Origin of the sequence: Caecibacteroides pullorum, from assembly GCF_019239235.1 — a bacterium.
GTDB classification, from domain to species: domain Bacteria; phylum Bacteroidota; class Bacteroidia; order Bacteroidales; family Bacteroidaceae; genus Bacteroides; species Bacteroides pullorum.
Genome location: NZ_JAAZTS010000009.1, coordinates 58100 through 81939, shown reverse-complemented (window position 1 = coordinate 81939; position 23840 = coordinate 58100). Strand labels below are relative to the sequence as shown.

General features: G+C 52.9%; 17 protein-coding genes and 1 tRNA gene. 8 read left to right on the top strand and 10 right to left on the bottom strand.

The genetic code is table 11. The annotated features are described in order from the left end of the window. Window positions 1-34: 34 nt before the first annotated feature. From nth to HF894_RS08150, 4 genes are all read right to left on the bottom strand, one after another. A complete protein-coding gene (gene nth / locus HF894_RS08165) occupies window positions 35-697 on the bottom strand; it encodes an endonuclease III (RefSeq protein ID WP_204971600.1) in 663 nt (220 codons plus the stop codon). Beyond that, entirely contained in the window at window positions 694-1890 is a 1197-nt protein-coding gene (locus HF894_RS08160; protein ID WP_204971599.1) for an MFS transporter, read from the bottom strand. The genes nth and HF894_RS08160 overlap by 4 nt, the downstream gene beginning before the upstream one ends. Before the next feature lie 103 nt (window positions 1891-1993). Continuing rightward, window positions 1994-3028, bottom strand: coding sequence for a phenylalanine--tRNA ligase subunit alpha (gene pheS / locus HF894_RS08155; protein ID WP_204971598.1), 1035 nt, complete (start codon window positions 3026-3028; stop codon window positions 1994-1996). A gap of 135 nt (window positions 3029-3163) precedes the next feature. Continuing rightward, window positions 3164-3237 (bottom strand) — tRNA-Ala (locus HF894_RS08150). Window positions 3238-3339: 102 nt separating this feature from the next. Between HF894_RS08150 and HF894_RS08145 the strand changes: the two genes are divergently transcribed. The 6 genes from HF894_RS08145 (at window position 3340) to HF894_RS08120 (ending at window position 10023) form a co-directional block, all read left to right on the top strand. After that, window positions 3340-3645 (top strand): DUF4286 family protein, encoded by a 306-nt coding sequence (locus tag HF894_RS08145; RefSeq protein ID WP_204971597.1) that lies wholly within the window; start codon window positions 3340-3342, stop codon window positions 3643-3645. Further along, window positions 3642-4214 carry a crossover junction endodeoxyribonuclease RuvC gene (ruvC, locus tag HF894_RS08140; protein ID WP_021848544.1) on the top strand — a complete coding sequence of 191 codons (573 nt, stop codon included), beginning with the start codon at window positions 3642-3644 and terminating at the stop codon, window positions 4212-4214. The genes HF894_RS08145 and ruvC overlap by 4 nt, the downstream gene beginning before the upstream one ends. A gap of 49 nt (window positions 4215-4263) precedes the next feature. Then, window positions 4264-6261 carry a type I pullulanase gene (gene pulA / locus HF894_RS08135; protein WP_204971623.1) on the top strand — a complete coding sequence of 666 codons (1998 nt, stop codon included), beginning with the start codon at window positions 4264-4266 and terminating at the stop codon, window positions 6259-6261. Between the two features lie 37 nt (window positions 6262-6298). Then, a complete protein-coding gene (locus HF894_RS08130) occupies window positions 6299-7558 on the top strand; it encodes a peptidoglycan DD-metalloendopeptidase family protein (RefSeq protein WP_234984025.1) in 1260 nt (419 codons plus the stop codon). A 250-nt stretch (window positions 7559-7808) separates the two neighbouring features. Further along, the gene (locus HF894_RS08125; RefSeq protein WP_204971596.1) at window positions 7809-9281 is read left to right on the top strand and encodes an ATP-binding cassette domain-containing protein; all 1473 of its coding nucleotides are present in this window, start codon (window positions 7809-7811) and stop codon (window positions 9279-9281) included. Between the two features lie 82 nt (window positions 9282-9363). Beyond that, window positions 9364-10023 (top strand): phosphatase PAP2 family protein, encoded by a 660-nt coding sequence (locus HF894_RS08120; protein ID WP_204971595.1) that lies wholly within the window; start codon window positions 9364-9366, stop codon window positions 10021-10023. Window positions 10024-10034: 11 nt separating this feature from the next. Here HF894_RS08120 and HF894_RS08115 read toward each other — a convergent pair whose 3' ends face one another. Further along, window positions 10035-12572 carry a TonB-dependent receptor gene (locus tag HF894_RS08115; protein ID WP_204971622.1) on the bottom strand — a complete coding sequence of 846 codons (2538 nt, stop codon included), beginning with the start codon at window positions 12570-12572 and terminating at the stop codon, window positions 10035-10037. 228 nt (window positions 12573-12800) lie between these two features. Then, the gene (locus HF894_RS08110; protein WP_204971594.1) at window positions 12801-13664 is read right to left on the bottom strand and encodes a GLPGLI family protein; all 864 of its coding nucleotides are present in this window, start codon (window positions 13662-13664) and stop codon (window positions 12801-12803) included. A gap of 182 nt (window positions 13665-13846) precedes the next feature. Between HF894_RS08110 and HF894_RS08105 the strand changes: the two genes are divergently transcribed. Continuing rightward, window positions 13847-15349, top strand: a complete 1503-nt coding sequence (locus HF894_RS08105; RefSeq protein WP_204971593.1) for a sensor histidine kinase — start codon at window positions 13847-13849, stop codon at window positions 15347-15349. Between the two features lie 10 nt (window positions 15350-15359). Next, on the top strand, window positions 15360-16040 hold the full coding sequence (locus HF894_RS08100) for a response regulator transcription factor (RefSeq protein WP_021847495.1): 681 nt from the start codon (window positions 15360-15362) through the stop codon (window positions 16038-16040). 71 nt (window positions 16041-16111) lie between these two features. Here the strand turns inward: HF894_RS08100 and HF894_RS08095 are convergent, their stop codons facing one another. The 4 genes from HF894_RS08095 to HF894_RS08080 all read right to left on the bottom strand — a co-directional run bounded on the left by HF894_RS08095 (window position 16112) and on the right by HF894_RS08080 (window position 23833). Continuing rightward, window positions 16112-18403 carry a beta-galactosidase gene (locus tag HF894_RS08095; RefSeq protein ID WP_394369834.1) on the bottom strand — a complete coding sequence of 764 codons (2292 nt, stop codon included), beginning with the start codon at window positions 18401-18403 and terminating at the stop codon, window positions 16112-16114. An 85-nt stretch (window positions 18404-18488) separates the two neighbouring features. Then, window positions 18489-20408, bottom strand: a complete 1920-nt coding sequence (locus HF894_RS08090; protein WP_204971591.1) for a family 43 glycosylhydrolase — start codon at window positions 20406-20408, stop codon at window positions 18489-18491. Between the two features lie 174 nt (window positions 20409-20582). Next, on the bottom strand, window positions 20583-21725 hold the full coding sequence (locus HF894_RS08085) for a glycoside hydrolase family 43 protein (protein ID WP_204971590.1): 1143 nt from the start codon (window positions 21723-21725) through the stop codon (window positions 20583-20585). An 83-nt stretch (window positions 21726-21808) separates the two neighbouring features. Further along, complete coding sequence (locus HF894_RS08080; RefSeq protein WP_204971589.1) at window positions 21809-23833, bottom strand: RagB/SusD family nutrient uptake outer membrane protein; 2025 nt, start codon at window positions 23831-23833, stop codon at window positions 21809-21811. Window positions 23834-23840: the final 7 nt, after the last annotated feature.

Below are 23840 nucleotides of genomic sequence, written 5' to 3'. Positions count from 1 at the left end.
AATGTTAAAAAAATGTTGGATATCCCCCTGTGAATTAACTATTCACCTCTTTTATTCCCGTCCTTTTTTCGTAATCTTTGCAGAGCATCTTTAGGCCGCAGGCATCGCATTGGGGTGTACGTGCTTGGCACACGTAGCGCCCGTGCAGGATGAGCCAGTGGTGGGCGATGGGAATGTCGGCCTCGGGGATGTGCTTGGTCAGCTCCTTTTCCACGCTCAGCGGGGTGGTACAGTTTGGACCTACCAGTCCAAGCCGGTGGCTGACGCGGAAGACATGCGTATCTACTGCCATGGCGGCCTTGTTGAACACGACCGACTGGATGACGTTGGCCGTCTTGCGTCCCACGCCGGGCAGCTTGATGAGTTCCTCCAGCGTGTCGGGCACCTGGCTTCCGAAGTCCTTGACGAGCATCTGCGCCATGCCCACCAGGTGGCGTGCCTTGTTGTTGGGGTAGGACACGCTACGGATGTACTCGAACACTACCTCGGGCGTAGTGGCGGCCAGTGCTTCGGGAGTGGGGAAGTCGTGGAAAAGCGGGGGAGTGATCATGTTCACTCGCTTGTCCGTGCATTGGGCCGACAGGATGACGGCAATGAGTAGCTCGAAGGGGGTGTTGTAGTGCAGCTCCGTTTCGGCCACGGGGCGGTTCTCCCTGAACCAGGACAGTATCTTTTCGTATCGTTCTTTCTTTCTCATCTCAGTTTGTTTTGGTGGTAATGGGGCGCCACTTTCAGGTTGAAGTACAGCATGGACACCACCGTCAGGCAGGCGCCGAAGAGGTAAGCCTTGTCGAAGGTGCTGATTTCGGCAATGTATCCGCCGGTCAGCATGCCGATGCCGATACCCACGTCCCACGACGTGAGGTAGGTTGAGGTAGCCGTGCCGCGCTGGCTGTTGGGCGCCAGGTTAACGAACAGGGTATTGTAGGCGGGAAACATGGTGCCGAAGCCGATGCCCAGCAGCAGGGCGATGGTGAAGAACACCACCGTGCAGGCATGGCTGTCCCATTGGATGATGTATACGCATGCGGCCAGCAGGAAGAAACTGAACACCACCAGCACCAGTCCTGCGGATATCACTTGCGTAATTTTTCCCCTGTCCACCAGCCGGCCGGAGAAGAGTCGCGACACGGCCATGCCCAGCGCCATGAAGGTGAAGAAGAAGCCTGTAGAGGCGTCTATCTCAATCTGGCGAGCATACATGGCCACGTAGTTGGTCGTCATGCCATAGGGGATGGACAGAAGCAGGAGGCTGGCTCCGGCAGGAAGTCCCTTGAGCAGGATGAAGCGGTCGAGTGAGATGGGGTCGCGCTTCACAGGTGGCTTGTAGGGTGTCTTGACCAGTGTAGCACAACAGAAACCGGCCAGACACGAACCCAGTGAGGCACAGAATATCCACGTGTAGCCGATGCCCGCGTCGTGCAGGAAGAGGCCCGTCATGGGGCCGATGGACATGGCAATGTTATTGGCCAGTCCGTAGTAGCCCAATCCTTCGCCGCGGCGCGACGAGGGCATGATGTCGATGACCACCGTATTGCCACCTACCGTCACCATGCCGAACGACACGCCGTGGACGATGCGCAGGGCGATGAAGAGGGTCAGGGTGCCGGCCAGCAGATAGCCGCCGAAGATAGACGTGAAGATGAAGTAGGCCAGCAGATAGAGAGGTTTGCGGGCGAACGTGTCGAGCAGGTAGCCCGAGAAGGGGCGGATGCATAGGGCCGCAATGGTGTAGCACGACAAGACGAGCCCCATGGTGAACTTGTCCGCTCCGAACACTTCCGTCAGGTAGAAGGGGAGTACGGGCATCATCAGCCAGAAGCCGAAGTAAAGCAGGAAGTTGGCTGCCAGGATGAAGCAGTAACTCGGAGTGATGAGCTTGTCTTTCATTAGCAGTTTAGTGATAAGCGGTTAGTGGTAAGTAGTTAGTAGTTAGTGGTTGATGCTTGTATAAGGCACTTACGGCTAACTACTTACCACTGACCGTTGAACTTTATCGTGCCGCTTCGAATTCCTTCAGGAAGCGGGTATCGTTTTCAGAGAACATGCGCAGGTCCTTCACCTGATACTTCAGGTTGGTGATGCGCTCGATGCCCATACCCAGGGCGTAGCCGGAATAAACCTTGCTGTCTATGCCGCAAGCCTCGAGTACGTTGGGGTCCACCATGCCGCAACCTAGGATTTCCACCCAGCCGGTGCCTTTGCAGAAGGGGCATCCCTTGCCTCCGCAGATGTTACAGCTGATGTCCATCTCGGCACTGGGTTCCGTGAAGGGGAAGTACGACGGACGCAGACGTATCTTCGTTTCGCTGCCGAACATCTCCTGGGCGAAGAGCAGCAATACCTGCTTCAGGTCGGTGAACGACACGTTCTTGTCGATATACAAAGCCTCTACCTGGTGGAAGAAACAGTGTGCACGGTAGCTGATGGCCTCGTTGCGGTACACGCGTCCCGGGCAGATGATGCGGATGGGCGGTTCGGCATGCTCCATGGTACGTACCTGTACGGAGCTGGTGTGCGAGCGCAGGATGATGTTCTTGGTCACGTCGCCGGGGTTCACATTGACGAAGAAGGTGTCCTGCATGTCGCGTGCCGGATGGTCGGCGGCAAAGTTCAGTTTGGTATATACGTGCAGGTCGTCCTCCACCTCGGGCCCGTCGGCGATGCTGAAGCCCATGCGGGCAAAGATGTCGATGATTTCGTTCTTGACGATGGACAAGGGGTGGCGTGTGCCCAACCCGATGGGGTAGGCGGTACGTGTCAGGTCGAGGTCGTCGCAACCCGTGTCCAGGCTTTCGAACTGCTCCTTCAGGGTGTTGATTTTCTCCTGTGCCTTGTTCTTGAGTTCGTTCAGCTTCATGCCCACTTCCTTTTTCTGTTCGGCGGGCACGCTGCGGAAGTCGGCCATCAGTTCGTTGATGGCACCCTTCTTGCTGAGGTATTTAATGCGGAGCGCCTCCAGTTCTTCGGCATTGGAGGCCGTCAGTGCTTCCACTTCCTGCAGAAGCTCGTTAATTTTAGCTATCATATCGTTGTTGTCTTTTTGAATTTCGTCTTGGTTTGAAAATGTTGCAAAGATACAACTTTCTTGTCACATCGTTCCGTTATGTGCCAGAAAGATACGAAAAAAGTCCTTGAAACTTCCGTTTTCAAGGACTTTGTGTGGAGCATAGCGGACTCGAACCGCTCACCTCGACACTGCCAGTGTCGCGCTCTAGCCAGATGAGCTAATACCCCAAAATGTAAACGTTTGCAACGTTACTTTCGTTTTGATGGCGCAAAGATAATGCATATTTCTGAAATAATTGTTATGTTTGCAGAAAAAATAGCGAAAAAATTATGTTGGTCTATAATACGACGTATCATGTAGAGGATGGACAGGAGAAATATTTCCTTATTTGGATGAGGGAATTCTATCTGCCCGAAGTGGAAAAAGAAGGCACGCTGCGTTCACCGCGTATCCTGCGTATCCTTAGTCATCGTGAGGAAGGAAGTACCTGCTATTCTGTTCAATTCGAGGTGGAGAGCTCAGCCTTACTTCATCACTGGCATCGCGAACAGGGAGTGAAACTTAATGAAGAGATGCTTCGCATATTCAAGGACAAAGTAGTAGGATTCCCGACGTTGATGGAGGAGGTAGAGTGATAGTACCAGTCAAGGAAAAGGTTATTTTGGGTATCGATCCGGGTACTAATATTATGGGCTACGGAGTGTTGCGTGTTATGGGCACCAAACCTGAAATGGTAGCTATGGGGGTTATCGATTTGCGACGTGTAGGCGATACTTATCTTAAACTAAAGCACATTCATCAACGGGTATTGGGAATAATTGAAAGTTATCTGCCTGATGAATTAGCTATTGAGGCGCCCTTTTTCGGCAAAAACGTCCAGTCCATGCTTAAATTGGGGCGTGCACAGGGAGTTGCTATGGCTGCTGCCCTGAGTCGTGACATTCCTATTACCGAATATGCTCCTCTTAAGATTAAGATGGCTATTACGGGCAATGGGCAGGCCTCGAAAGAACAGGTAGCCGACATGTTGCAGCGTATGCTTCGTTTCGACAAAAGTCAGATGCCTGCTTTTATGGATGCTACGGATGCTATGGCAGCTGCCTACTGTCATTACTTGCAGATGGGGCGTCCTATGGTAGATAAAGCCTATCATGGGTGGAAGGACTTCATCGCCAAGAATCCTGATAAGGTAAAGGGTGGATAGTAGATTTTAATTTTAAAAACAGTATATATAAATATAGAAGATGGAAGCCATGAAAATGAACGATTTAGTCATTGTCGGTGTAGCGGTGGCGACGGCTGCCGGTTGCACATCCGTGAAGAACGAATATGCCTCCTATGAACTTTATCCCGTACGTTCGGGCAGCTTGACAGAGATGGAGTACACTTCTGAAGCTACACATTTTTCCGTATGGGCACCTACAGCAGACGAAGTACGTCTCATGCTGTATGAGGCTGGTGAAGGTGGCCATGCCTACACAACTGTCAGTATGGAAGCGGGCGAAGAAGGTGTTTGGCACGCTACGGTAAAAGAGGACCTGATGGGTAAGTTCTATACCTTTAATATAAAAATCGATGATCAATGGTTGGGAGATACGCCGGGTATTAATGCTAAGGCTGTTGGTGTGAATGGTAAGCGTGCTGCCATCATTGACATGAAGGCTACCGATCCGGAGGGCTGGGCTGAGGACCGCCGTCCGCCACTTCAGTCTTTTGCCGATATTGTAATTTATGAGATGCATCATCGTGATTTTTCCGTTTCGCCAGCATCGGGTATTGAGCATAAGGGAAAGTTTTTGGCTATGACTGAAGAAGGGACCCGTTCTCCCGAAGGACTGGCTACGGGTATCGATCACTTGAAGGAATTGGGAGTGACTCATGTTCATTTGCTGCCTTCCTATGACTATGCTTCTGTGGACGAAACAAAACTGAGCGAGAATCAATACAACTGGGGGTATGACCCTCAAAATTATAATGTTCCTGATGGTTCTTACTCTACCGATCCTTATGACCCTGCTACGCGTATTCGTGAGTTCAAGCAGATGGTGCAGGCACTCCACAAGGCTGGTATCCGTGTCATTCTCGATGTTGTGTATAACCATACTTTCAATATTGCCGGCAGTAATTTCGAACGTACGGCTCCCGGATACTTCTATCGTCAGAAGCCCGACGGTACGTATGCAGATGCTTCTGCCTGTGGAAACGAGACGGCCAGTGATCGCCCCATGATGCGTAAATATATGATTGAATCTGTGCTACACTGGGTGAACGAATACCACATAGACGGTTTCCGATTTGATCTTATGGGTATTCACGACATAAAGACCATGAACGAAATACGTGCTGCATTGACAGCTGTTGATCCTTCCATCGTTGTCTACGGAGAGGGATGGGCTGCCCAGGCTCCCCAGCTTCCTCAAGACTCGTTGGCTATGAAGGCTAATACGCATCGTATGCCGGGCATTGCTGCCTTCAGTGACGAGATGCGTGACGCTCTTCGTGGTCCCTTCAATGATAACAAGCAGGGAGCTTTTCTGGCAGGTCTGCCGGGCGGTGAGGAGAGTATTAAGTTCGGCATTGTAGGTGCTGTGCAGCATCCACAGGTATGTAACGACTCTGTTAACTACAGTCAGGCTCCTTGGGCGGCCGAGCCTACGCAGATGATCAGTTATGTGTCCTGTCATGATGACATGTGCCTCGTCGACCGCCTGCGTGCCAGCATTTCTGGCATTAAGGACGATGAACTGGCACGCCTCGATAAGTTGGCCCAGACAGCAGTCTTCACTTCGCAGGGTATTCCTTTCATTTATGCCGGCGAGGAGGTGATGCGCGATAAGAAGGGGGTGCATAACAGCTACCAGAGCCCTGATTCTATCAACGCTATCGACTGGAGCCGCAAGGCTCTGCATGCCGACGTCTTTGCTTACTACAAGGGGCTGATACAGTTGCGCAAGAACCATCCGGCTTTCCGTTTGGGAGATGCCGATCTCGTGCGCCGTCATTTGGAGTTCTTGCCTGTTGAGGGCACGAATGTAGTGGCATGGCGCCTGAAGGAACATGCAGGAGGTGACAAGTGGGAAGATATTGTTGTTGTGCTCAATTCGCGTCGCGAGCCAGCACGTGTGACTGTGCCTCAGGGTAATTATACTGTAGTGTGCAAGGATGGATTTATTAATGAAGGCGGTTTGGCCAAAGTGTCGGGTACCGAACTGACAGTGCCTGCCCAATCGGCCCTTATCGCCTGGAAATGATATTCAATTATTCACGCTCAATTTTCAATTAAAAGAAGTGTTCAAGTTCAGTAACAAGAAACTTTGGCTGGTCGCCCTGCCCGTGTTTGTGGCAGTGGCGACAGCTTTGCTTTTCCTTCCTACCTATCGCGAGGGAGAAGGAGACCTTGACGAAGTGGCCGTTACCGACTCGGCTGAAGTGCAGGAAATGGTCTACGAATATGGCATTCCGGCCGACCGCTATCGGGTGCAGTATGGCATTGTGCAGCCACGCCAGAACCTCGGTTCCATCTTAGGTGAGCATGGCGTATCTACGGGTACGGTACATCATCTGGGCGAGAAGGCTCGTGGAGTGTTCGACGTTCGTCGTATTCGTAGTGGGCAAGCCTATGCCTTGTTCTTCAGCAAGCATGACAGTCTGGCTCCTCCTCGTTTTTTCGTTTATGAAGAAGATCCTAAATCGTACATCGTTTTCGATTTGCGTGGTGACTTGGCTGTCAGTCGTGGGCAAAATCCCGCCGAGTGGCGCACACAGACGGTTAAGGGACAGGTCGAGTCGTCGCTATGGGTGGCCATGCAGCGTTGCGAGGCGTCTCCCCAGCTGGCCATTGTCTTGTCTCACATTTTTGGGTGGACCATCGACTTCTTCGGCTTGCAGAAGCAGGACGAGTTCCGTGTCATCTACGAGCAGGAATTTGTGGACGGCAAAGCGCTTGATAACTTCCACATTTTGGCTGCTTCTTTCCGGGCTTCAGACAGTACGTATTATGCCATTCCTTTCGTTCAGGATGGTGAAGAGCTTTATTACAACGAGCGCGGTAACAGCCTCGAGGGGGCTTTTCTGAAAGCTCCGCTCGATTTTTACCGCATTTCTTCGCGTTTTACCAACAGCCGCTATCATCCGGTGCTGAAACGTTATCGTGCCCATCATGGTGTGGATTATGCTGCTCCAGCGGGTACGCCTGTTTATGCCATCGGAAGCGGTAAGGTCATCGCCAAAGCCTATCAGGCGAATGGTGGTGGAAATTATGTGAAAATCAAGCATAATGGTACATATACTACGACTTACATGCACTTGTCTCGTTTTGCCAAAGGTTTGAAGGTGGGATCTACGGTAAAACAGAAGGAGATCATTGGCTACGTCGGCTCTACGGGACTTTCCACAGGTCCTCATCTTGATTTCCGTGTCTATGAAAACGGCCGTCCTATCAATCCGCTAACCATCAAGTCCCAACCCAAGAAGCCTATCAGTGAAGCCAACCGTGCTGCTTTCAGTCAGGTATGCGACTCATTGGTGCTGAAGTTAAAGGGCTTATAACGTTTTGAGGCGGGTCTGTGGTCGTAAGGCGTGGAAATGTCATCGTCCGTCGGCAGGCATCCTGACACGGTGCTTTCTGGCGGTCTGACACGGTGCTTCATGAGGTGGTGACGAAGCACTTCCTGAGCCCCTAACGAAGCACTTCGTCAGAGGGTGAGAAAGCACTTCGTTGGAAACTCATGCTGATTTAGTGGGGGTATATGAAAAATGTTGTATCTTCGCCGTTGAAATGAAACAAGGTGACACAGAAATGAGTGAACAACAAACAATCTGTCTGATGAAGGGGGTGGTACGTAACCCGCTGGTAAGGCTGGATGCGCCTGCCGATGTGGCCTTCGGAGCAGGCGAACATATCGCCATTGTGGGACCCAATGGGGCAGGTAAGACTCTGCTGGTGGATACGCTGATCGGGAAATATCCGTTGCGAGAGGGCTCTTTGACCTATGACTTTCGTCCTTCTTCTTCACTTTCAGCATACGAAAATATTCGCTACATCGCATTTCGCGATACCTATGGCAGTGCCGATGCCAATTACTATTATCAGCAACGATGGAACGCCCACGACCAGGACGAAGCTCCTACCGTGCGCCAACAGTTGGGCGAGGTAAAGAACGAAGAATACCGTCGCCGGTTGTTCGAGTTGTTTGGCATCGAACCTTTACTTGACAAGAAGATCATTTTGCTTAGTAGCGGTGAGCTACGTAAGTTCCAGTTGGCCAAAGCCCTGCTGACTGCTCCCCGCATCTTGGTGATGGACAATCCCTTCATCGGTCTTGATGCAGCTACGCGCGATTTATTGAACGACCTTCTGATGCGCATTGCCGATATGCGTTCGCTCCAGTTGGTGCTGGTGCTTTCGATGCTCGACGACATACCTCCTTTTATCACCCATGTGATACCAGTGAATGGTATGCGGGTTGGTGAGAAGATGAGGCGTGTCGACTATTTGGATGCCTATCGCAAGCTCGATGAAGCACAGAGTGCTGATGAGCGCCAACGGCTTGAAGCTTTGCAGCAGCGCATTTTAGCTCTTCCTTATACACATACGAACTTTACTTCTTCCGAAGTGGTACGGCTCAACCATGTTAGTATCCGCTATGGTGATCGCACCATTCTGAAGGAGCTCGATTGGATCGTGAAGCGCGGTGAGAAGTGGGCTTTGAGCGGCGAGAACGGAGCGGGCAAGTCCACTTTGCTGAGTCTTATTTGTGCCGACAATCCACAGTCTTACGCTTGCGATATCAGTTTGTTTGGCCGTAAACGGGGTACAGGTGAGAGTATCTGGGAGATAAAGAAGCACATTGGCTACGTCAGTCCCGAGATGCATCGTGCCTACCTGAAGAACCTGCCGGCCGTAGAGATTGTGGCCAGCGGTCTGCACGACAGTATTGGTCTTTACAAGCGTCCACATGAAGAGGAGATGGCGGTGTGTGAGTGGTGGATGGATATCTTTGGCATCGGCGCCCTACGCGATAAACCCTTCCTGCAGCTGAGCAGTGGCGAGCAACGTCTGGCGTTGTTGGCGCGCGCTTTTGTCAAGGATCCTGAGCTATTGATATTGGATGAGCCCCTGCATGGACTCGATACGTATAACCGTCGTCGGGTAAAAGCCGTAATCGAAGCCTTTTGTCGTCGCAATGACAAAACTTTGATTATGGTGACTCACTATGCAGGTGAGCTGCCAATCACTATTACAGACCATCTTTACCTGAAACGTAACTGACTCGTTTTCAGGATAGAGGAAAAAGATCGCAATTCTTACATCGAGCCGGCACGAAGCGGCTCATCGCAAATAGAATGAAACTATGTTGACAGACTTTTTATCACAGTTGATTGAGGCGGACAATGCCTGCCTTCTCGCCATCAACGGATGGCATGCCCCTTGGGCGGACACGTTTATGTATGCCTTTAGTGGCAAGGTAGTGTGGATACCACTTTATGCTTCGTTGCTTTACGTCATTGTACGCAACCTGCGCTGGCAGGTAGCTTTGGGTTGTGCCGTAGCCATCGCATTCACTATTGTTTTGGCTGATCAGATAGGCGCCTCGCTTATCCGTCCCATAGCAGAACGACTGCGTCCATCCAATTTGGATAATCCAATTTCGGAGATGGTACACATCGTTAATGGTTACCGCAGCGGACGTTATGGTTTCCCTTCGTGTCATGCTGCCAACACCTTTGGTCTTGCCTTTTTTGTCTTTTATCTTTTCCGTAATCGGCTGCTCTCAACGTTTATTTTCGGATGGGCAGTGGTGACGTGTTACTCGCGGGCTTACCTTGGCGTTCACTATCCGGGTGATTTGTTGGCAGGGGCTTTACTTGGCTTTGCGAGCGCCAGTCTTTGTTATTGGCTTTTCCAGAAATATGGTAAGTACGAGCGTCTCGAACGTCCGATGCATCTGTGGGTGCCGGTGGCTGTGGGTGGTCTCACGGTTGTAGGCATGTTGGTGTATGCTTTCGTATAGATTTCTTCTTTTCAGAACTGATATCCCACTTTGACGGACAGTTCGCGGGGCCGGATGCGAAGCCAGTCGGTGCGGCTCTGTGTGGCCGTGTACGTGGTGTAGGCATAAGTCTTTTTGTTGAACAGGTTGTTGAGGTGGGCCTCTACCCGCCAGCGGTCGTGCTTCCACGTGAGCGAGGCATCGGCCAGGAGGGTGTTCAGGTGAGTGCCGTCGGCCAGGGCGTTGCGGTAGTGCTCGCCGCTCAGTTGTACGTCTATCCGCCCGATGGTCAGGATGAGCCGCAGGCGTTGTGTCAGGTTCAGCAGGGGAGGGAGGTGTGTGTCGCTCCCGATGCGGGTGGCGTTGTACGACAGGGTGGCGTGATAGTCGGCCTCCAGCCACGTCAGGGGCGACCAGTTGAGCTTGGGCTCGGCCGTGAGGAGGTCGTAGCGATAGTCCTGTAGCAGGGCGGGCGACGCGTCGGTGCGCGTTAGCTGGTGGCCATAGTGGCGCGTCAGTTGCAGGTCGAGCGAGGCCTTGAGCCGCCAGTCAAAGATGCCTTTGGAGAGGGAGGTTTTCAGTGTCCAGGTGTCCGTTTGGTTCTTCAGGGCGCGTCGCGTCAGGGATAGGGTGTCTTCCGAGAGGTATTGCTCGTCCATCGTGGCATGTCGGCCGTGGCTGTAGGTCAGGGTCAGCGTAGCGAAAAATTCGGTTACCGTGTTTTTATATTCGGCGTAGAGCTGCCCCGTGACGGTGGTGCTGAGGGGCATCAGGCCGGCGGTAGAGGTCAGCGTGCGGTAGTCGGTGCGGCGCAGGTAGGGGCAGAGGTCGAGTGCCTGCCCCGCCTGCCGGTCGAGGCCGCCATAAAGAGAGAATTTCCAGTGATAGTCGTGCTGGTAGCGCAGGTAGAGGGTCGGATGGTAGAGCAGGTACGATTGTTGTGCCCCGAGGTAGTGCGTCCATTCGACAGGCACCTCCACCGAGGCGAACAACCGTCCGCCTTCCCATTGGAGCTGGGGCGTCAGGTCGGCGCCGAGGTGCGAGGCGTCGTAGGTGCGGACGGTGGCGGGCGACTCCAGCCGGTAGCGGGCCCACTCGGCCGTGAGGCCTGCCTCCAGGCGGCGGCTGAAGCCGTTGCGCTTGCGCAGGTAGCTGGCCGTATGGCGGGTGTGGAGACTCCGCTGGGCGTAGTCGTCGCGCTCCGTGGGCAGGGTCAGGGCGGAAGGTAGCAGGGAGAACTGGATATCCGAGGTAGCCTCCCACGTCCGCTCGCCGCAGTTCCTCAGGTAGTTCAGGTAGTTGCGGGCCTGTAGGGTGGAGGTCTCTATGTTCTGTCCCAGCTGGGAGGCGTGGCTGTGGTTGCAGGCGGCGTCGAGCTCTAGGCGTTCGGTCAGGTAGTGCGTCGGGCTGTTGTCCTCGTAGGCCAGGGCCGCGTGCAGGGCGTCGGTTCGGAGGCGGTAGTCGGCCTCTTCCGAGAGGTTGACGGTATCGGTTGCCTGGTAGTAAGTCTGCGTGTTGCCCCGCTCCTGGTGGACGAAGTCGTGGGTATAGTCGGCCTGTATGCGCAGGGTGCGTTCGTCGTTGCGGCGGTACATGCGGTTAGCGTTGGCCGTCCAAGTCTCGTTGAACAACGTGCGGCGGGTGTCCAGCGGAGCGCTGAAGGCCGGCAGGTCGAGCAGGGAGGGGAGTGTGGCAGCTTCGGGTACATTAGTGGCCAGGAGGGTTTGTTCGTTGCTCAGGTCACGCCCCGTGTTGTTGGTCTTCAGGGCGAAGATGCTCTGCCGTCCGCGTCCCAGTTGCAGGGCGCTCAGGGTACCTTCCCACAGGGGTGCGGGGTGTCCGTCGGTGTCTTCGGTCAGTCCGCCGCCTGCTTCGAGGTAGGGGAACCACTGGTCGCGCGCCTTCTCGTCCAGCCGCAGGTTCAGGGCCACCTGTTCGGAGTCAATCTTCCCCTTCAGGGCACGGACGGACTGGTAGTTCTCCATCAGCTCGGCCGACTTCACCGCCCGTGCGTCCAGGTTGTTGTTCACTTGGTTGTAGCGTCCGCCCGTCACGTCCATGCCCTCTACGAGGAAGTGGTCGATGGGCTTGCCTTTGTAGGTCACGGTGCCGTTCTCCTTGACGTCGATGCCCGGCAGGCGCTTCAGCACATCACGGACGTGGGTGTCCTTCTCCGTGATGAAGTCGGCCAGGTTGTAGCGCACGGTGTCGCGCCGGCTGCTGATGCGTCCTGGCCGTATCTCTACCTCGCGGAGCACGATGCTCTCGGTGCGCAGGGCGAAGTCCAGCCGGCCGCCTTTGCCGACGTCGTGCGTCTGCCGTCCGTAGCCCAGCATTGAGGCGCTGACCTGCAGGGTGCCTTTATGGCGCCAGGGCAGGGAGTAGCGCCCGTCGGCGTCGGTCAGGGTGTAGTCGATGGTCATGCTGTCGCGCAGCACGCTCACCATCACCGCCTCGAGCGGGCGGGAGGTTTCGGCGTCGGTCACGCGGCCTTGGAGCACGTTTTGTGCATGAAGTGAGGGCAGGAGAAAGCCTTCCAGGCAGAGAAGAAGGAGATATCGGGTCGGCATAGGCAGAAAGTGGAAAGAATAGGAAAATACGATGATGGGAGTATTGTACAAGGAGAGTGTCCGTTCAAACGGAGTTTATAATCGGTTTAAAGCTTTTAAACTGTCAGTTTATCGCTTTTAAACTGGTAGTTTACTGCTTTTAAACCATTAGTTTACCGCCTTTAAACTGGTAGTTCAAAGCCTTTGAACGGATGCTTCCCTGTACGTGGGGCGGAAAGATGTCCGCCTTTACCGTTCGATGGGATTGTAGGGCGTGTCCTTGGGGTTCTTGGTCTTGTTGCCGTGATTGTCCCGGACGGTAATCTTTACGTTGGGCATGATGCCGGTGATGAAGCCCACGGGGTCGGCGGCAAAGCGTTTCTGCATCTTGTCGTACTGCTTGCGGTCGACGGGCTGGTAGTCCTTGCCGCCGAAGAGGATGGGCTCCGTGCCGTGGCTCTGCTCCAGGCCGTCCGCCGTAAAGCGGTAGTGGCCCTCGTCGTCTTCGGCCTTCAGGATCAGGCCCGGCAGGCCGCAGATCTTCCACGGGCCTTCGCTCACGGGGATGTCCGTCGTGTACCAGGCCGACCATTGCCGCCCCTTGAACTGGGTCGTGGCACGTGTACAGCGGTAGCCCAGCAGGGTCAGCGTGTCCTGCGTTAGCGTCCATCGGGGCTTCTCCGCAGGTTCCTCGCAACGCAGGCGGCAGATGTCGCCCGCCAGCTCGTCCAGCGTCGTCACCCGCCCGGCGGGATAGTTCTTGAAGGTCTGTTCGCTCCACTGGCTCTGATATTGGTTGGCGTGCTGGGCTATCAGCTCGGAGGAAGCGCCGTTGGCCATGTCGGCGGCCAGTACGGAGTCGGCCACGAAGGCCGTGTAACTGTAGAAGCGTGATGCCTGCCGTCCGATGTCCAGCCGCAGGGTCTCCTGCATCCGTGCGTCGGGCTTGCTGAGGTCGGTCAGGGCATTCAGCCCGTATTGTACGGTCAGCACCTTGTGGTCGATGGTGTCTTTCCGAAAGGTTTGTCCCGTGGAAATCTTGATGTTCATCTGTGCCTGGGCAGCCGTGGCGGCGAGGCTCAGGGCGAGGAGAAGAATGTGTCTGGTTTTCATGTCTGTAATGGTTTGGTGGTGAAACATTCGGTTCGTTTTCCTGCCACGAAGATAGGCGGAAGGGGCGGAAGCGGGCGCAGGAAGTTATTACGGAAATATTACGGCGGCGGAAATATCGGCCTCGCGCGAACCTCGTATACGGGCGAAAGGCTTATCTTTGCCTGCGGAAAAACAAGTGAACGATGGAACGACGCATCAAGATTATCTGGCTGCTCTCCCTGACCTCCATGCTCCTCATCGGGGCGGGGCAGGGCTACTGGTTGTGGAGCCACTATCAATATACCAACGAGGCCTACGGACGCGAAGTGCTGCGGCAGGTGTCCGAAGCCGTGGTGAGCTACAACACCCTGCGCTGGCAGGAGCCCCGCCCCCTGGGCGAACAGAAGGCCGTGCAGTGGTACAACACCAACGTCAACTGGGACAACCGTACCGACTCGCTGACGGGGCAGGAGAGCACGCGCATCTACTTGGTGCAGCGCCTGGGAGCGGAGACGCAGGACACGCTGACGGACTTCACCCCGGCACAGACAGGGGCGGCAGGCGTGAATGTCTCCCGCCTGCTGGCCGACAGTACTGTGCTCTGTATCGATTCGGTCGTTCTGATGGGCGACAAGCGGCAGTTCGAACGCCTCAACATGATGTATCTGGCCGACCTGATGCGTCTGGAGTTGTCCCATCCGTTCGACCTCCATCCGTTCGACTCCATCGTAGCCGCCACCCTGCCGGACGTCACCTTCAGCACCCGCCTGACTACCACCGCCGCCGACAGCCTCTACCAGTGGGAAGCCACCCTGCACTCTGGTGGTTCCCTCTTCCGGCCACTGGCGCAGGTGGTCTATCCCTACAACCCCTTGAAGCGCCAGTTGGTCGAAGTCGATGTCCGAATTCCCTGCCACATGCTGCTGCTTCGCATGGGCGGCCAGTTGGCGGGCAGCCTGCTGATGATAGCCTTGCTGGCCGTCTGCCTGTTCTTCCAGATCAAGACCATCCTGAAGCAGCGGCGGGTGGACGAGATGCGCCGTAGCTTCGTGAGTACCATGATACACGAACTGAAGCGCCCCGTCCAGATGTTGAAGATGTGCTTGGCCTACCTGTCCGACCCCTCCCTCCGTGCCGATACGAAGGCCACCGACGCGGTGGTGGACGATTCCATTGTCGAGGTGGACAACCTCTCGGCCTACCTCCAGAAGCTGCGCGACATGACGCGGGCCGACGACGAACGCACGCCGCTCAGCCTCCGCACCTTCGACTTCCGCCCGATGGCCGAGAAGACCCTCCGCCAGCTGCACATCCCCGACCACAAGCTCGTGACGTTCGAGACCCACTTCCCGCCCTCGCTTCCCGTGACGGCCGACCCCATGCACCTCTGCAACATCCTGAGCAACCTGCTGGAGAATGCCGTGAAGTATTCGGGCGACTCCGTCCACATCACCGTCACCTGTACGCTGGACGGGCATCGCTTCACCCTCGCGGTGGCCGACAACGGCATCGGCATCCCGCCTGCCGAGCAGGCTCGTGTGTTCGACAAGTTCTACCGCAGCGTCAGCCTGCCCGACCGCTCCGTACCCGGCATCGGCCTGGGCCTGAGCTACGTGAAGCTGCTCGTGGAAGTGCATGGCGGTACCGTCGGCCTCCGCAGCCAACCGGGACAGGGGACAACGGTGACCGTCACTATACCTCAATGAATGGATGATTATGAAACCCTTGAAGATTCTTTTTGCCGACGACGACCTGAAATACTCCCTGCTCCTGAAACGTTTCTTGGAGCAGGAAGGTTATGAGGTGACCTACGTAGGAAACGGTCGCATGGCCGTGGAGCAGTTCCCCCTGGTCAGGCCTGACCTGGTGCTGCTCGACATCAACATGCCCGGGCTGAACGGCTTCGAAGTGGCGGCCCGCATCCGCGAGGCAGACAAGCACGTCCTCATCTTCTTCCTCTCCGACCGCAGCGACAAGGCCGATCGCCTGCAGGGCTTCAGCCTCCGCGCCAACGACTACCTGGCCAAGCCCTTCTACCCCGAAGAGCTCATTGCTCGCATCCGCGAGCGCTTCGCCCTCCAGCTGGAGGAGACGGTGGAGGAGGAGACTTACCGCTTCGGCAACACCGTATTCAGCTACAATACCAACGAGCTCCGCACGGCCAGCAGCAAGGTGCTCATCACTTCGCGGCAGGCTGACATCCTCCGCCTGCTGGCCCTGAATGTCAATCAGGCTGTCTCTCGCGACCGCCTGCTCGAAGCCGTGTGGGGAGCGGCTTCCTATGCCAACTCCCTGGCCCTGAACGTGCAGATTACCTACCTGCGCAAGGCGTTGAAGAACGACCCGTTGGTAAAGATTGAGTCGCTCATGAAGAAGGGGTATGTGCTGCGGGGATAAAAAAGAGGATGCGTCACGCATTGCATGGCACATCCTCTTACCCTTCCAGTTTATAGTTGTAGTTAAGTCAATTAGTATTTGAAATCGTTGGTCTTTACATATATTGCATAGTCTTTGATGAGGCCCGGTGCACCCTTCTCGGCGCGGGGCAGCATGCGGAAACCACTTACGTTGTACTCCTTACCTAAATCAATAACTACCTGATGGGGGAATGCGGTGTTGTCTACCGTCTGCCAGAAGGTGCTCTCCTGCAGGTCGAATATCTTGTCGGCCGTGCGGTTGCCGCTACGTGTCTCCTCGCTATCGGCATAGACAATCTTCCAGTTTTCGCGCGATACGGGCTTGCCGTTGGCATCCAGCACGTCGAATTCGGCGATGGAGGCGATGTTGTTTCCATCGTAGTTGGACGTGGCATTCAGGCAGAAGTAGCGTCCCTGCACGGGGGCGGCAAACTTCACTTCCTGCCAGCCGTTGCCTGGCTTGAAGGTACCCTTGTGGGCCGGTTTCTCGGCGTTGAGCTTCAGGGCCTGTCCGTCCTTGCGATGCGTTTCGGGAGCCTGTGTGCGGAGCATGTCGAGGATAGGCTTTTCGAGGCCGACTACTTTTGTTTCGGCAGGGCCTTTCAGGTCGAGAACGATGATTTCGTTTTCACCTTCTTTCAGCCAGCATCCGGGCATGTAGAGTGTCTGTTGGGGACCGATTTCCCAGAAGCGGCCCATAGCATGTCCGTTCACCCAAACCATACCCTTGCCCCATGTCTGCATGTCAAGGAAGGTGTCGCCCGTCTTATCCAGGTGGAAAGTGGCACGGTAGTAGGCGGGACCATTTACAGCCTGTCCCTTCTGATAGTTTTTGTTGCTGACGAATTCGTAGAAGGGAGGCAGATTATATACTGACCAGTCTTTCAATTCGGTAGCCTGTCCGTCGGAAATGATTTCCACCTTCTCGGTGATACCTTTGCGGTCGTGGATGGATTTATCGAAATTTACACGCCCCATGGCTTCCACGAGAATGTCCAGTTTGGTACCCTTTTTCAGAGGCGACTTCAGTGGAAGGGTGAATTCGCCTTGACGGCGGTCGAGGCGTCCCAGCAGCTGGCCGTCGGCAAAGACCTGTGCCCAGTCGTGCATCTCGTCCAGGTGGAGAGTACCTTCGATGTCTTCCTTCAATGTCGTGCGGTAGAGGATGCTTCCCCAGCCTTGGTCGAACTGCTCCATGGGCTTCACACTTCCCGTCTGCTTGGGTTCGGGCAGGTTGTCGAACAGGGGGGCTACTTCCCATTCTGTAATGGCCGGTACCTCGATGACTGGGAAGGCTTCGGGAGGCTCGGGCAGGGTTTGTCCTGCGGGCAGGTATTGTTGCAACAGGTCGCGCAGCTGATAGTATTTCGGCGTGAGCCAGCCGGCTTCGCTGATGGGTGCGTCGTAGTCGTAGGAGCTGCACATGGCCGAGTAGGCCGGATTGTTGGCGCCGCCCCACCAGCCAAAGGTCGTACCTCCGTGGGTCATGTACAGGCTGAAGGAAATGTTGCGGTCGAGCATGTCTTTGATACCGCTTACCATAGTGGCGGCGTCGCGTGTCTCATGCTTGCGTCCCCAGTGGTCGAACCATCCGCTCCAGAACTCACTGCACATCAACGGTGTTTCGGGGCGGAGTTCCTTCAGTTTCTTGAATTGCTGTTCGATATTGGCGCCGGTACCGAAGTTTACTGTCCAGAGCAGGTCGTCCAGGGCGTTGTTGGTGAAGTTTGAGCTCCAGTCGCATTGGAAGAGAGGCACGTCCGTAAAGCCAGCTTCACGCACCAAGTCGCGGATAGCCGATACGTACGGTTTGTCGGTACCATAGGAGCCGAATTCGTTCTCCACTTGCACCATGATGATGTTTCCGCCGCGGGTAATCTGCAGGTCGGCCAGCTGCTTACCTACTTCCTTCATGAAGATGCCTACACGTTCCATGTAGTAGGGATCGAGCGAACGGAGTTGTACATCCTGTTTCTTCAGGAGCCACCAGGGCAGACCGCCCATTTCCCATTCGGCGCATACATAGGGACCCGGTCGTACGATGACGTACATGCCGTGCTTTTGTGCCAGGCGACAGAACTTGGCGATGTCCTTATTGCCTGTAAAGTCGAACTTGCCTTCTTCTTGTTCGTGCAGGTTCCAGAAAACGTAGAGGCAGATTGTGTTCATGCCCAGTGCTTTGCACGATTCGATACGCTGCTCCCAGTAGGGTTCGGGAATACGCGGATAGTGGATTTCGGCGGCTTTCACCACCATGGAATCTCCGTTCAGGAGAAACGTGCCCTTTCCTGCCTCGAATGTGCCTGTCGTTTTCTGCGAACAAGACGACAGACTGCCTACCATGCTTATGGCTAAAAAGAAGGAGAGGGCAATGCTTGCTACTCTTTTCATGATATCTTTATGCTATTTAAATGTTGATTGTTTAGACTTATTTTGTCAGTTCCACCCGCTTGATGGTACCGTCAGCATTGAACTCCAGGCGGTCAATGCATACTTCTCTATGTGTGCCAGGTGAAAGGCTTTTGTCAAGGTAGTGCTTGTTGATGCGGTGATAGACAATGTACCACTCGTCCGTGCCGGGCTTACAGATGACAGAATTGTGTGCCGGACCGTATATCTCCTTTTCTGGATTTTGGATAGTGACGATAGGGTCGGTAGCTACTTTAATGGGGCCTAGTGGAGATGTAGAAGTTCCATAGGCCACGTGATAGTTGGGAGAACCGGTATCATCTACTGACCACATGAAATAGTACAGACCGTTCCGGTAGAATACGTAGGGAGCTTCACGGTAGGCATAATCTTGCAATGTGCCGCCTTCGGGTGTCAATACTGTCAGCGTTTTCTTTTTGATGGAAACCATATCCTTGTTCAGTTCGGCACCGGCCATGTATCCGTTACCCCAGTAGAGATAGGACTTGCCTGATACAGGGTCGGTGAATACGTCCACGTCAATCTGCTGGCCTCTGCCTACAGGCGATTCGGTAATCATTGGATATCCCAAGTCTGTGAAAGGACCGGTAGGTGAGTCGGCTGTAGCGACACCAATCTGTTTACCACCTCCGTTTTTGGGGTTACCGCTGAAATACAGGTAGTAGCGGTAACCGTCTTTGGTCTTCTTTTCTTCAATGGCAGGTGCCCATGCGTTGCCGTCGGCCCAGGAAACCTGATCGGATTTCAGGTCGAGAACAATGCCCTCATAGGTCCAGTCCTTCAGGTTATTGGAAGAATAGGCGGTATAATACCATCCTCCCCATCCGGGATGTCCGTCGGTTGTCGAGTAAATATAATATTTGCCAGTCAGATTGGAATAGACAATTTCAGGGTCGGCATGGAAGCCGGGGAGAACCGGATTATTGGGCAATTCACCCAGTTCGGCAGGCTTGCCCCATTTGTCTGTGATACGCTTCAATTCGCTTCGGGTGATGGGGATGATGGTGCCGTGGCGTGGGTGGAAATTCATTTTTACCTCATGGTCGATGACTTTGAAATGTTCCAAGTCTGTTGTTTCTGTAAACTGATAGGCCCCTTTCATATAAACGTCATACATCAGGATGTATTTATCCTGTCCGATTAGTTTGAAAGTACCTGCACCTTCCACTGCTTCTTTGGTTTGTTGCTTATATTCCATATTTTCTTTCCATTGTCCAGAAGTCAGTGATTTGGATGTGGCTACGCGGATGCCGTTACCATACCCTTCTGTCTTGTAGAACAGGTGATAGATGCCGTCTTTATATACGATGTCACCGTCGATACATGATTTCTTATCGGCGGGAACGAACAGAGGTTTCGGTTCACCTTCCAGGTCGGTAAAGTCTTTGTTGGCGTAGGCGTAATAGATAACGTCAGGACCATCACCATATTTCATGGACCAATAAACCATATATTTCCCTGCTTCGGGATCAAAAATAGTTTGGGGAGCCCATACACGTTTCAGCTTTTCTTGGCCTTTATAACGCTTTTGCATATTGATAACCGAGTGTGACCAGTTTACCAAGTCTGTCGATTTCAGTAATACCATGGCACGATTGGAGTCCCATCCGTTGTCTGACACCATGTCTGTTACTACCATATAAAAAGTCTTTCCGTCTTCACAACGCAGGATGTGTGGATCGCGTACACCACCAGTTGAACTGATGACCTTGGAGTCAATAACCGGTTTGTTGTTGTTCAGGGCCCAATAAGAATATCCGTCCATGCTGACGGCGTAGCACACAGCTTCCTGGCTGATGTGATTGCCGGTGAAATAGACAAAGAGGTAGGCCGTTAAATCTTTTTCTTCAAATTTCTCAGCAAAGGCCGGAGTCAAAGCTGACAGCAGCAAGATGAGAGCAATAATCTTGTTTTTCATGTTTATGTCCGTTATTTTTTATTTTGCGCAAATTTACAAATAAACGATGATTGCGTGGTAGGTAAATCATTCAAAAAGGGATAAATAATCTTGCAATGAATGGTTATGGTAGTGATAAAAAGAAAAATCCGCCGAAGGTTGTTTGCAACTGGGCGGATTTTTATAATAGTAGATTTATTCGTTGAAGAAATCCAATGTCCAGCTATCCATCCATTCGATATAGGGAATGCCGTCCTTGAACTGTATAGGTAACCAGATATAGCGTGCATCACTTGGTTTTTTCGGTCTCCATATATCAGCCATGAACATATAGGCGTTTTTCTTACTGGGTATATTCAGTACAAATGTACTTTGTCCGCCGAAAGTCAGTTCAGAATTCGGTCCGATGCAGGGATTGGGGTGTTTGGTCCATGGTCCCCAGATACTGGGTGCTGAGAACATGCGTGCTTCGTTGGGATCCCAGCCTGTGCATCCCGAAGTAATCATCCAATAAATGCCGTCTTTCTTGAAGATGGCAGGAGCTTCGTTGTGTCCGGCAGGTGCCAGGCGTACGTATTTGCCTGTATGGCTCAGGTAGTCTTCACTTAGTTCGGCTATGTGTAGGGTCAGGTTGTCTTCCGAAGAATAAATATGGTAAGCTTTACCATCGTCGTCTACAAAAAGTTGCATGTCGCGTGCCATCTGGCCGCCTTCCAGGTCGCGTTTCAGGAAGAGGCCTTTGTCGATGGCTTCATACCAGGCTGGTGTCCACCATTCCTTGAAATGTTCCAACTGAAGCGTGTCAAGGATATTGCGTTGGTCGGCTGTTATGTCAAAAGGAAGAATCCCGGGGTTGATACGTCCTGAACGAAGATATTGGAATGGCCCGGTCGGCAAGTCACTTACGGCTACGGCCGAACGAGCGGCTGCATATCCTTTGTCTTTTAGCTCCAAGTGGAACCACATGACGAATTTTTTCGTCTTTTCGTTGTAGATCACTTTCGGTCGCTCCATTATGCAACCTTGTATGATGTCACTGGTTGTATCATTCAGTTCCACAGGCAGCACGGCACCTTCGTTTTTCCAGTCGGTGAGGTTTTTTGACGAATAACACATAATGCCCACCATCGCCTTACTGGTCGAGTCCGATTTGTTTTCTCCATACCAGTAATAAGTTCCTTCGTGGTAGAGCATGCCGCCTCCGTGTGCATTGATATGCACGCCTTGATTGTCGGGCCAAATTTCACCGGAGCGGATTGGTTTGGCCGGTTCTTTCTGAGTACAAGAAACAGAAAGAAGAAACAGGCATATACTTAATAAACCGTAGAATCGTGTCATGATGAATATTGCTTTAAAGAAAGAGGGGTGAGGTAATACGACCTCACCCCTCTCATTATCAATTTTACAAATTAGGCCCCATTTTATTCAGCTGTTTCTTCATCAGCTACAGCTTCTTCCCAGTTTGTAAACATGAATACGCTGTCATCATAGCCATCGTATCCGTAGTTCTGACGAAGCTGGGCACCAGTGTTGGCTGTAATGGCTGAGTTGGGTACCGGCCAGAACAAGTTACGTTTGTCAACCTGATAGTTCAATTCTTTGTTTGAAACAATAGGACCGTGGTTGAAGATATTATAGCGTGTCGTACGTTTGAACCAATAGCTACCACCATTCAGGTCAGTTCCACTCTGTTTGTCCCAATTGTCGATACTATAAGTTTCACCCCATTCGTCGGGTTGTCCACTCTTGGCCAGACACCAGGAAATACGGGTCAACTCAGGTTGGCGCCATTCTTCCAAGTAAAGTTCACGGGCACGTTCGTCGGCAATGTCGCCGATGGTGACGGTCGTAAACATTTTCTTGGCGTTGGCACGACGACGGATTACATTTACGTCTTCAGCAGCACCGGCTGCATTACCTTGGTAGAATTTAGCTTCGGCACGGAGCAAGTAAGTTTCTGCCAAACGGAACAGATACATATTACCATTGGATGTTGCATTACCCTTTGTCGCTCCGTTGAACTGGTTAGCACCCATGTTCTCTTCTGCACTTTGGTCAAGGATATATACCTTATACAGAGGAGTCGGATACCAGCTACGGATAGTATCAGTACAGAGCAGGTCACCTTTCTTTACCAGCAATTCACCTGTATCAGGATCGCGATAGTCTTCCGGAGCATACAACATCATGTTCTTGCCATAGTAAGCAGATGACGGGTTGTTATATTTCAGGTCGGTCATTTCTACCCAGTTACCAATTTTATTGTTGTGGCGGAGATCTTGCCAGTCTGTTTCGCCGTCATAGTTCCAAATAGTCTGGTTGTAGTGATAGGAAGTACGGAAGCAGCCAATACCACGTCCCAAGGCACGTACCCAGTCGAGTTCAGGATCATAGTTACCGTCATTGCGTGAGTAGTTGTAAGTAGGTGAGCCCAAGTTGTGCGGGTCGCGGATGATACCGTTACTCCAGTGAACACACATAGCACGCATCTGGAGGTATTGAATAAAGCCTTCTGCATAATAGTTCAAGATAGGCATAATCATCTCCTTGTTGGAAGCATCCGTAATGTTGACACCTCTGTGCAGATCCCAAATAACGTTGCGCTCTACCGGCCAAGTTTCAGGATTGCCCGAAGGAACATTGGTTCCGAAGGGTGCCTCCATCAAAGCTAGGCCGTGGTTGTTAATCAGGTCAGTAGCCATTTGTTCGGCCTTCTGATATTCGCCAACCACCAAGTAACATTTGATGAGTAATTGCATACAGGCCTCTTGATTGACGGTGCCGATGTAGTTGATATCTCTTTGAGAAGGAACATGTTCTACTGCAAACTCCAGATCGTGTACCAGCATCTGGAAGATGGCTTCCTTGCTGGTTGACTTATAGTTCTGCTTGGGTACCTCAATCAGTTTTGTAATCAAAGGAATATCTCCGAACAACAATACACCGTGATAGTAGGCATAAGCACGGTGGAAGTAGGCACGGCCAAGATACTCGTCATGCAAAGTCTGATCCAACCCTTCCACCTTGTCCACGTTGGAAATAATCGTGTTGGCAAAAGTTACACTGTTCCAAGTACGATTCCAAAAACGTTGCATGGCATTTTCATCACCACCGCCTTTCATACCGGAAGTAGGGGTGATTTTATTCGCAAAGTCATCTTGCATATCTCCTGCATCGGTTTTTCCATATAAACCTATATCAGTCATGAAGTAGAGGGAGGCCATTGGTAATACGTTACCGTTTCCATCCATCAACATCTCCTTTAATCCGTAGTCACACATGGCTATTGCGGCTTGTAGACCGGATTCTGTAGTATATGTATTTTCAGGATTGTAGAATGACAACGGGTCTTGCTTCAGGAAGTCGTCCGTGCAACCGGTAGTCAGTAGGGCAGCCGAAGCCAGCACCATACATCCTTTTGCAAATAATGTATTTCTTGTTTTCATAATGTTT

Coding starts and splice junctions, on each gene's coding strand:
- nth (WP_204971600.1), bottom strand. CDS start 697: ATGAGAAAGAAAGAACGATACGAAAAGATACTGTCCTGGTTCAGGGAG.
- HF894_RS08160 (WP_204971599.1), bottom strand. CDS start 1,890: ATGAAAGACAAGCTCATCACTCCGAGTTACTGCTTCATCCTGGCAGCC.
- pheS (WP_204971598.1), bottom strand. CDS start 3,028: ATGATAGCTAAAATTAACGAGCTTCTGCAGGAAGTGGAAGCACTGACG.
- HF894_RS08145 (WP_204971597.1), top strand. CDS start 3,340: ATGTTGGTCTATAATACGACGTATCATGTAGAGGATGGACAGGAGAAA.
- pulA (WP_204971623.1), top strand. CDS start 4,264: ATGAAAATGAACGATTTAGTCATTGTCGGTGTAGCGGTGGCGACGGCT.
- HF894_RS08125 (WP_204971596.1), top strand. CDS start 7,809: ATGAGTGAACAACAAACAATCTGTCTGATGAAGGGGGTGGTACGTAAC.
- HF894_RS08120 (WP_204971595.1), top strand. CDS start 9,364: ATGTTGACAGACTTTTTATCACAGTTGATTGAGGCGGACAATGCCTGC.
- HF894_RS08115 (WP_204971622.1), bottom strand. CDS start 12,572: ATGCCGACCCGATATCTCCTTCTTCTCTGCCTGGAAGGCTTTCTCCTG.
- HF894_RS08110 (WP_204971594.1), bottom strand. CDS start 13,664: ATGAAAACCAGACACATTCTTCTCCTCGCCCTGAGCCTCGCCGCCACG.
- HF894_RS08105 (WP_204971593.1), top strand. CDS start 13,847: ATGGAACGACGCATCAAGATTATCTGGCTGCTCTCCCTGACCTCCATG.
- HF894_RS08100 (WP_021847495.1), top strand. CDS start 15,360: ATGAAACCCTTGAAGATTCTTTTTGCCGACGACGACCTGAAATACTCC.
- HF894_RS08095 (WP_394369834.1), bottom strand. CDS start 18,403: ATGGTAGGCAGTCTGTCGTCTTGTTCGCAGAAAACGACAGGCACATTC.
- HF894_RS08090 (WP_204971591.1), bottom strand. CDS start 20,408: ATGAAAAACAAGATTATTGCTCTCATCTTGCTGCTGTCAGCTTTGACT.
- HF894_RS08085 (WP_204971590.1), bottom strand. CDS start 21,725: ATGACACGATTCTACGGTTTATTAAGTATATGCCTGTTTCTTCTTTCT.
- HF894_RS08080 (WP_204971589.1), bottom strand. CDS start 23,833: ATGAAAACAAGAAATACATTATTTGCAAAAGGATGTATGGTGCTGGCT.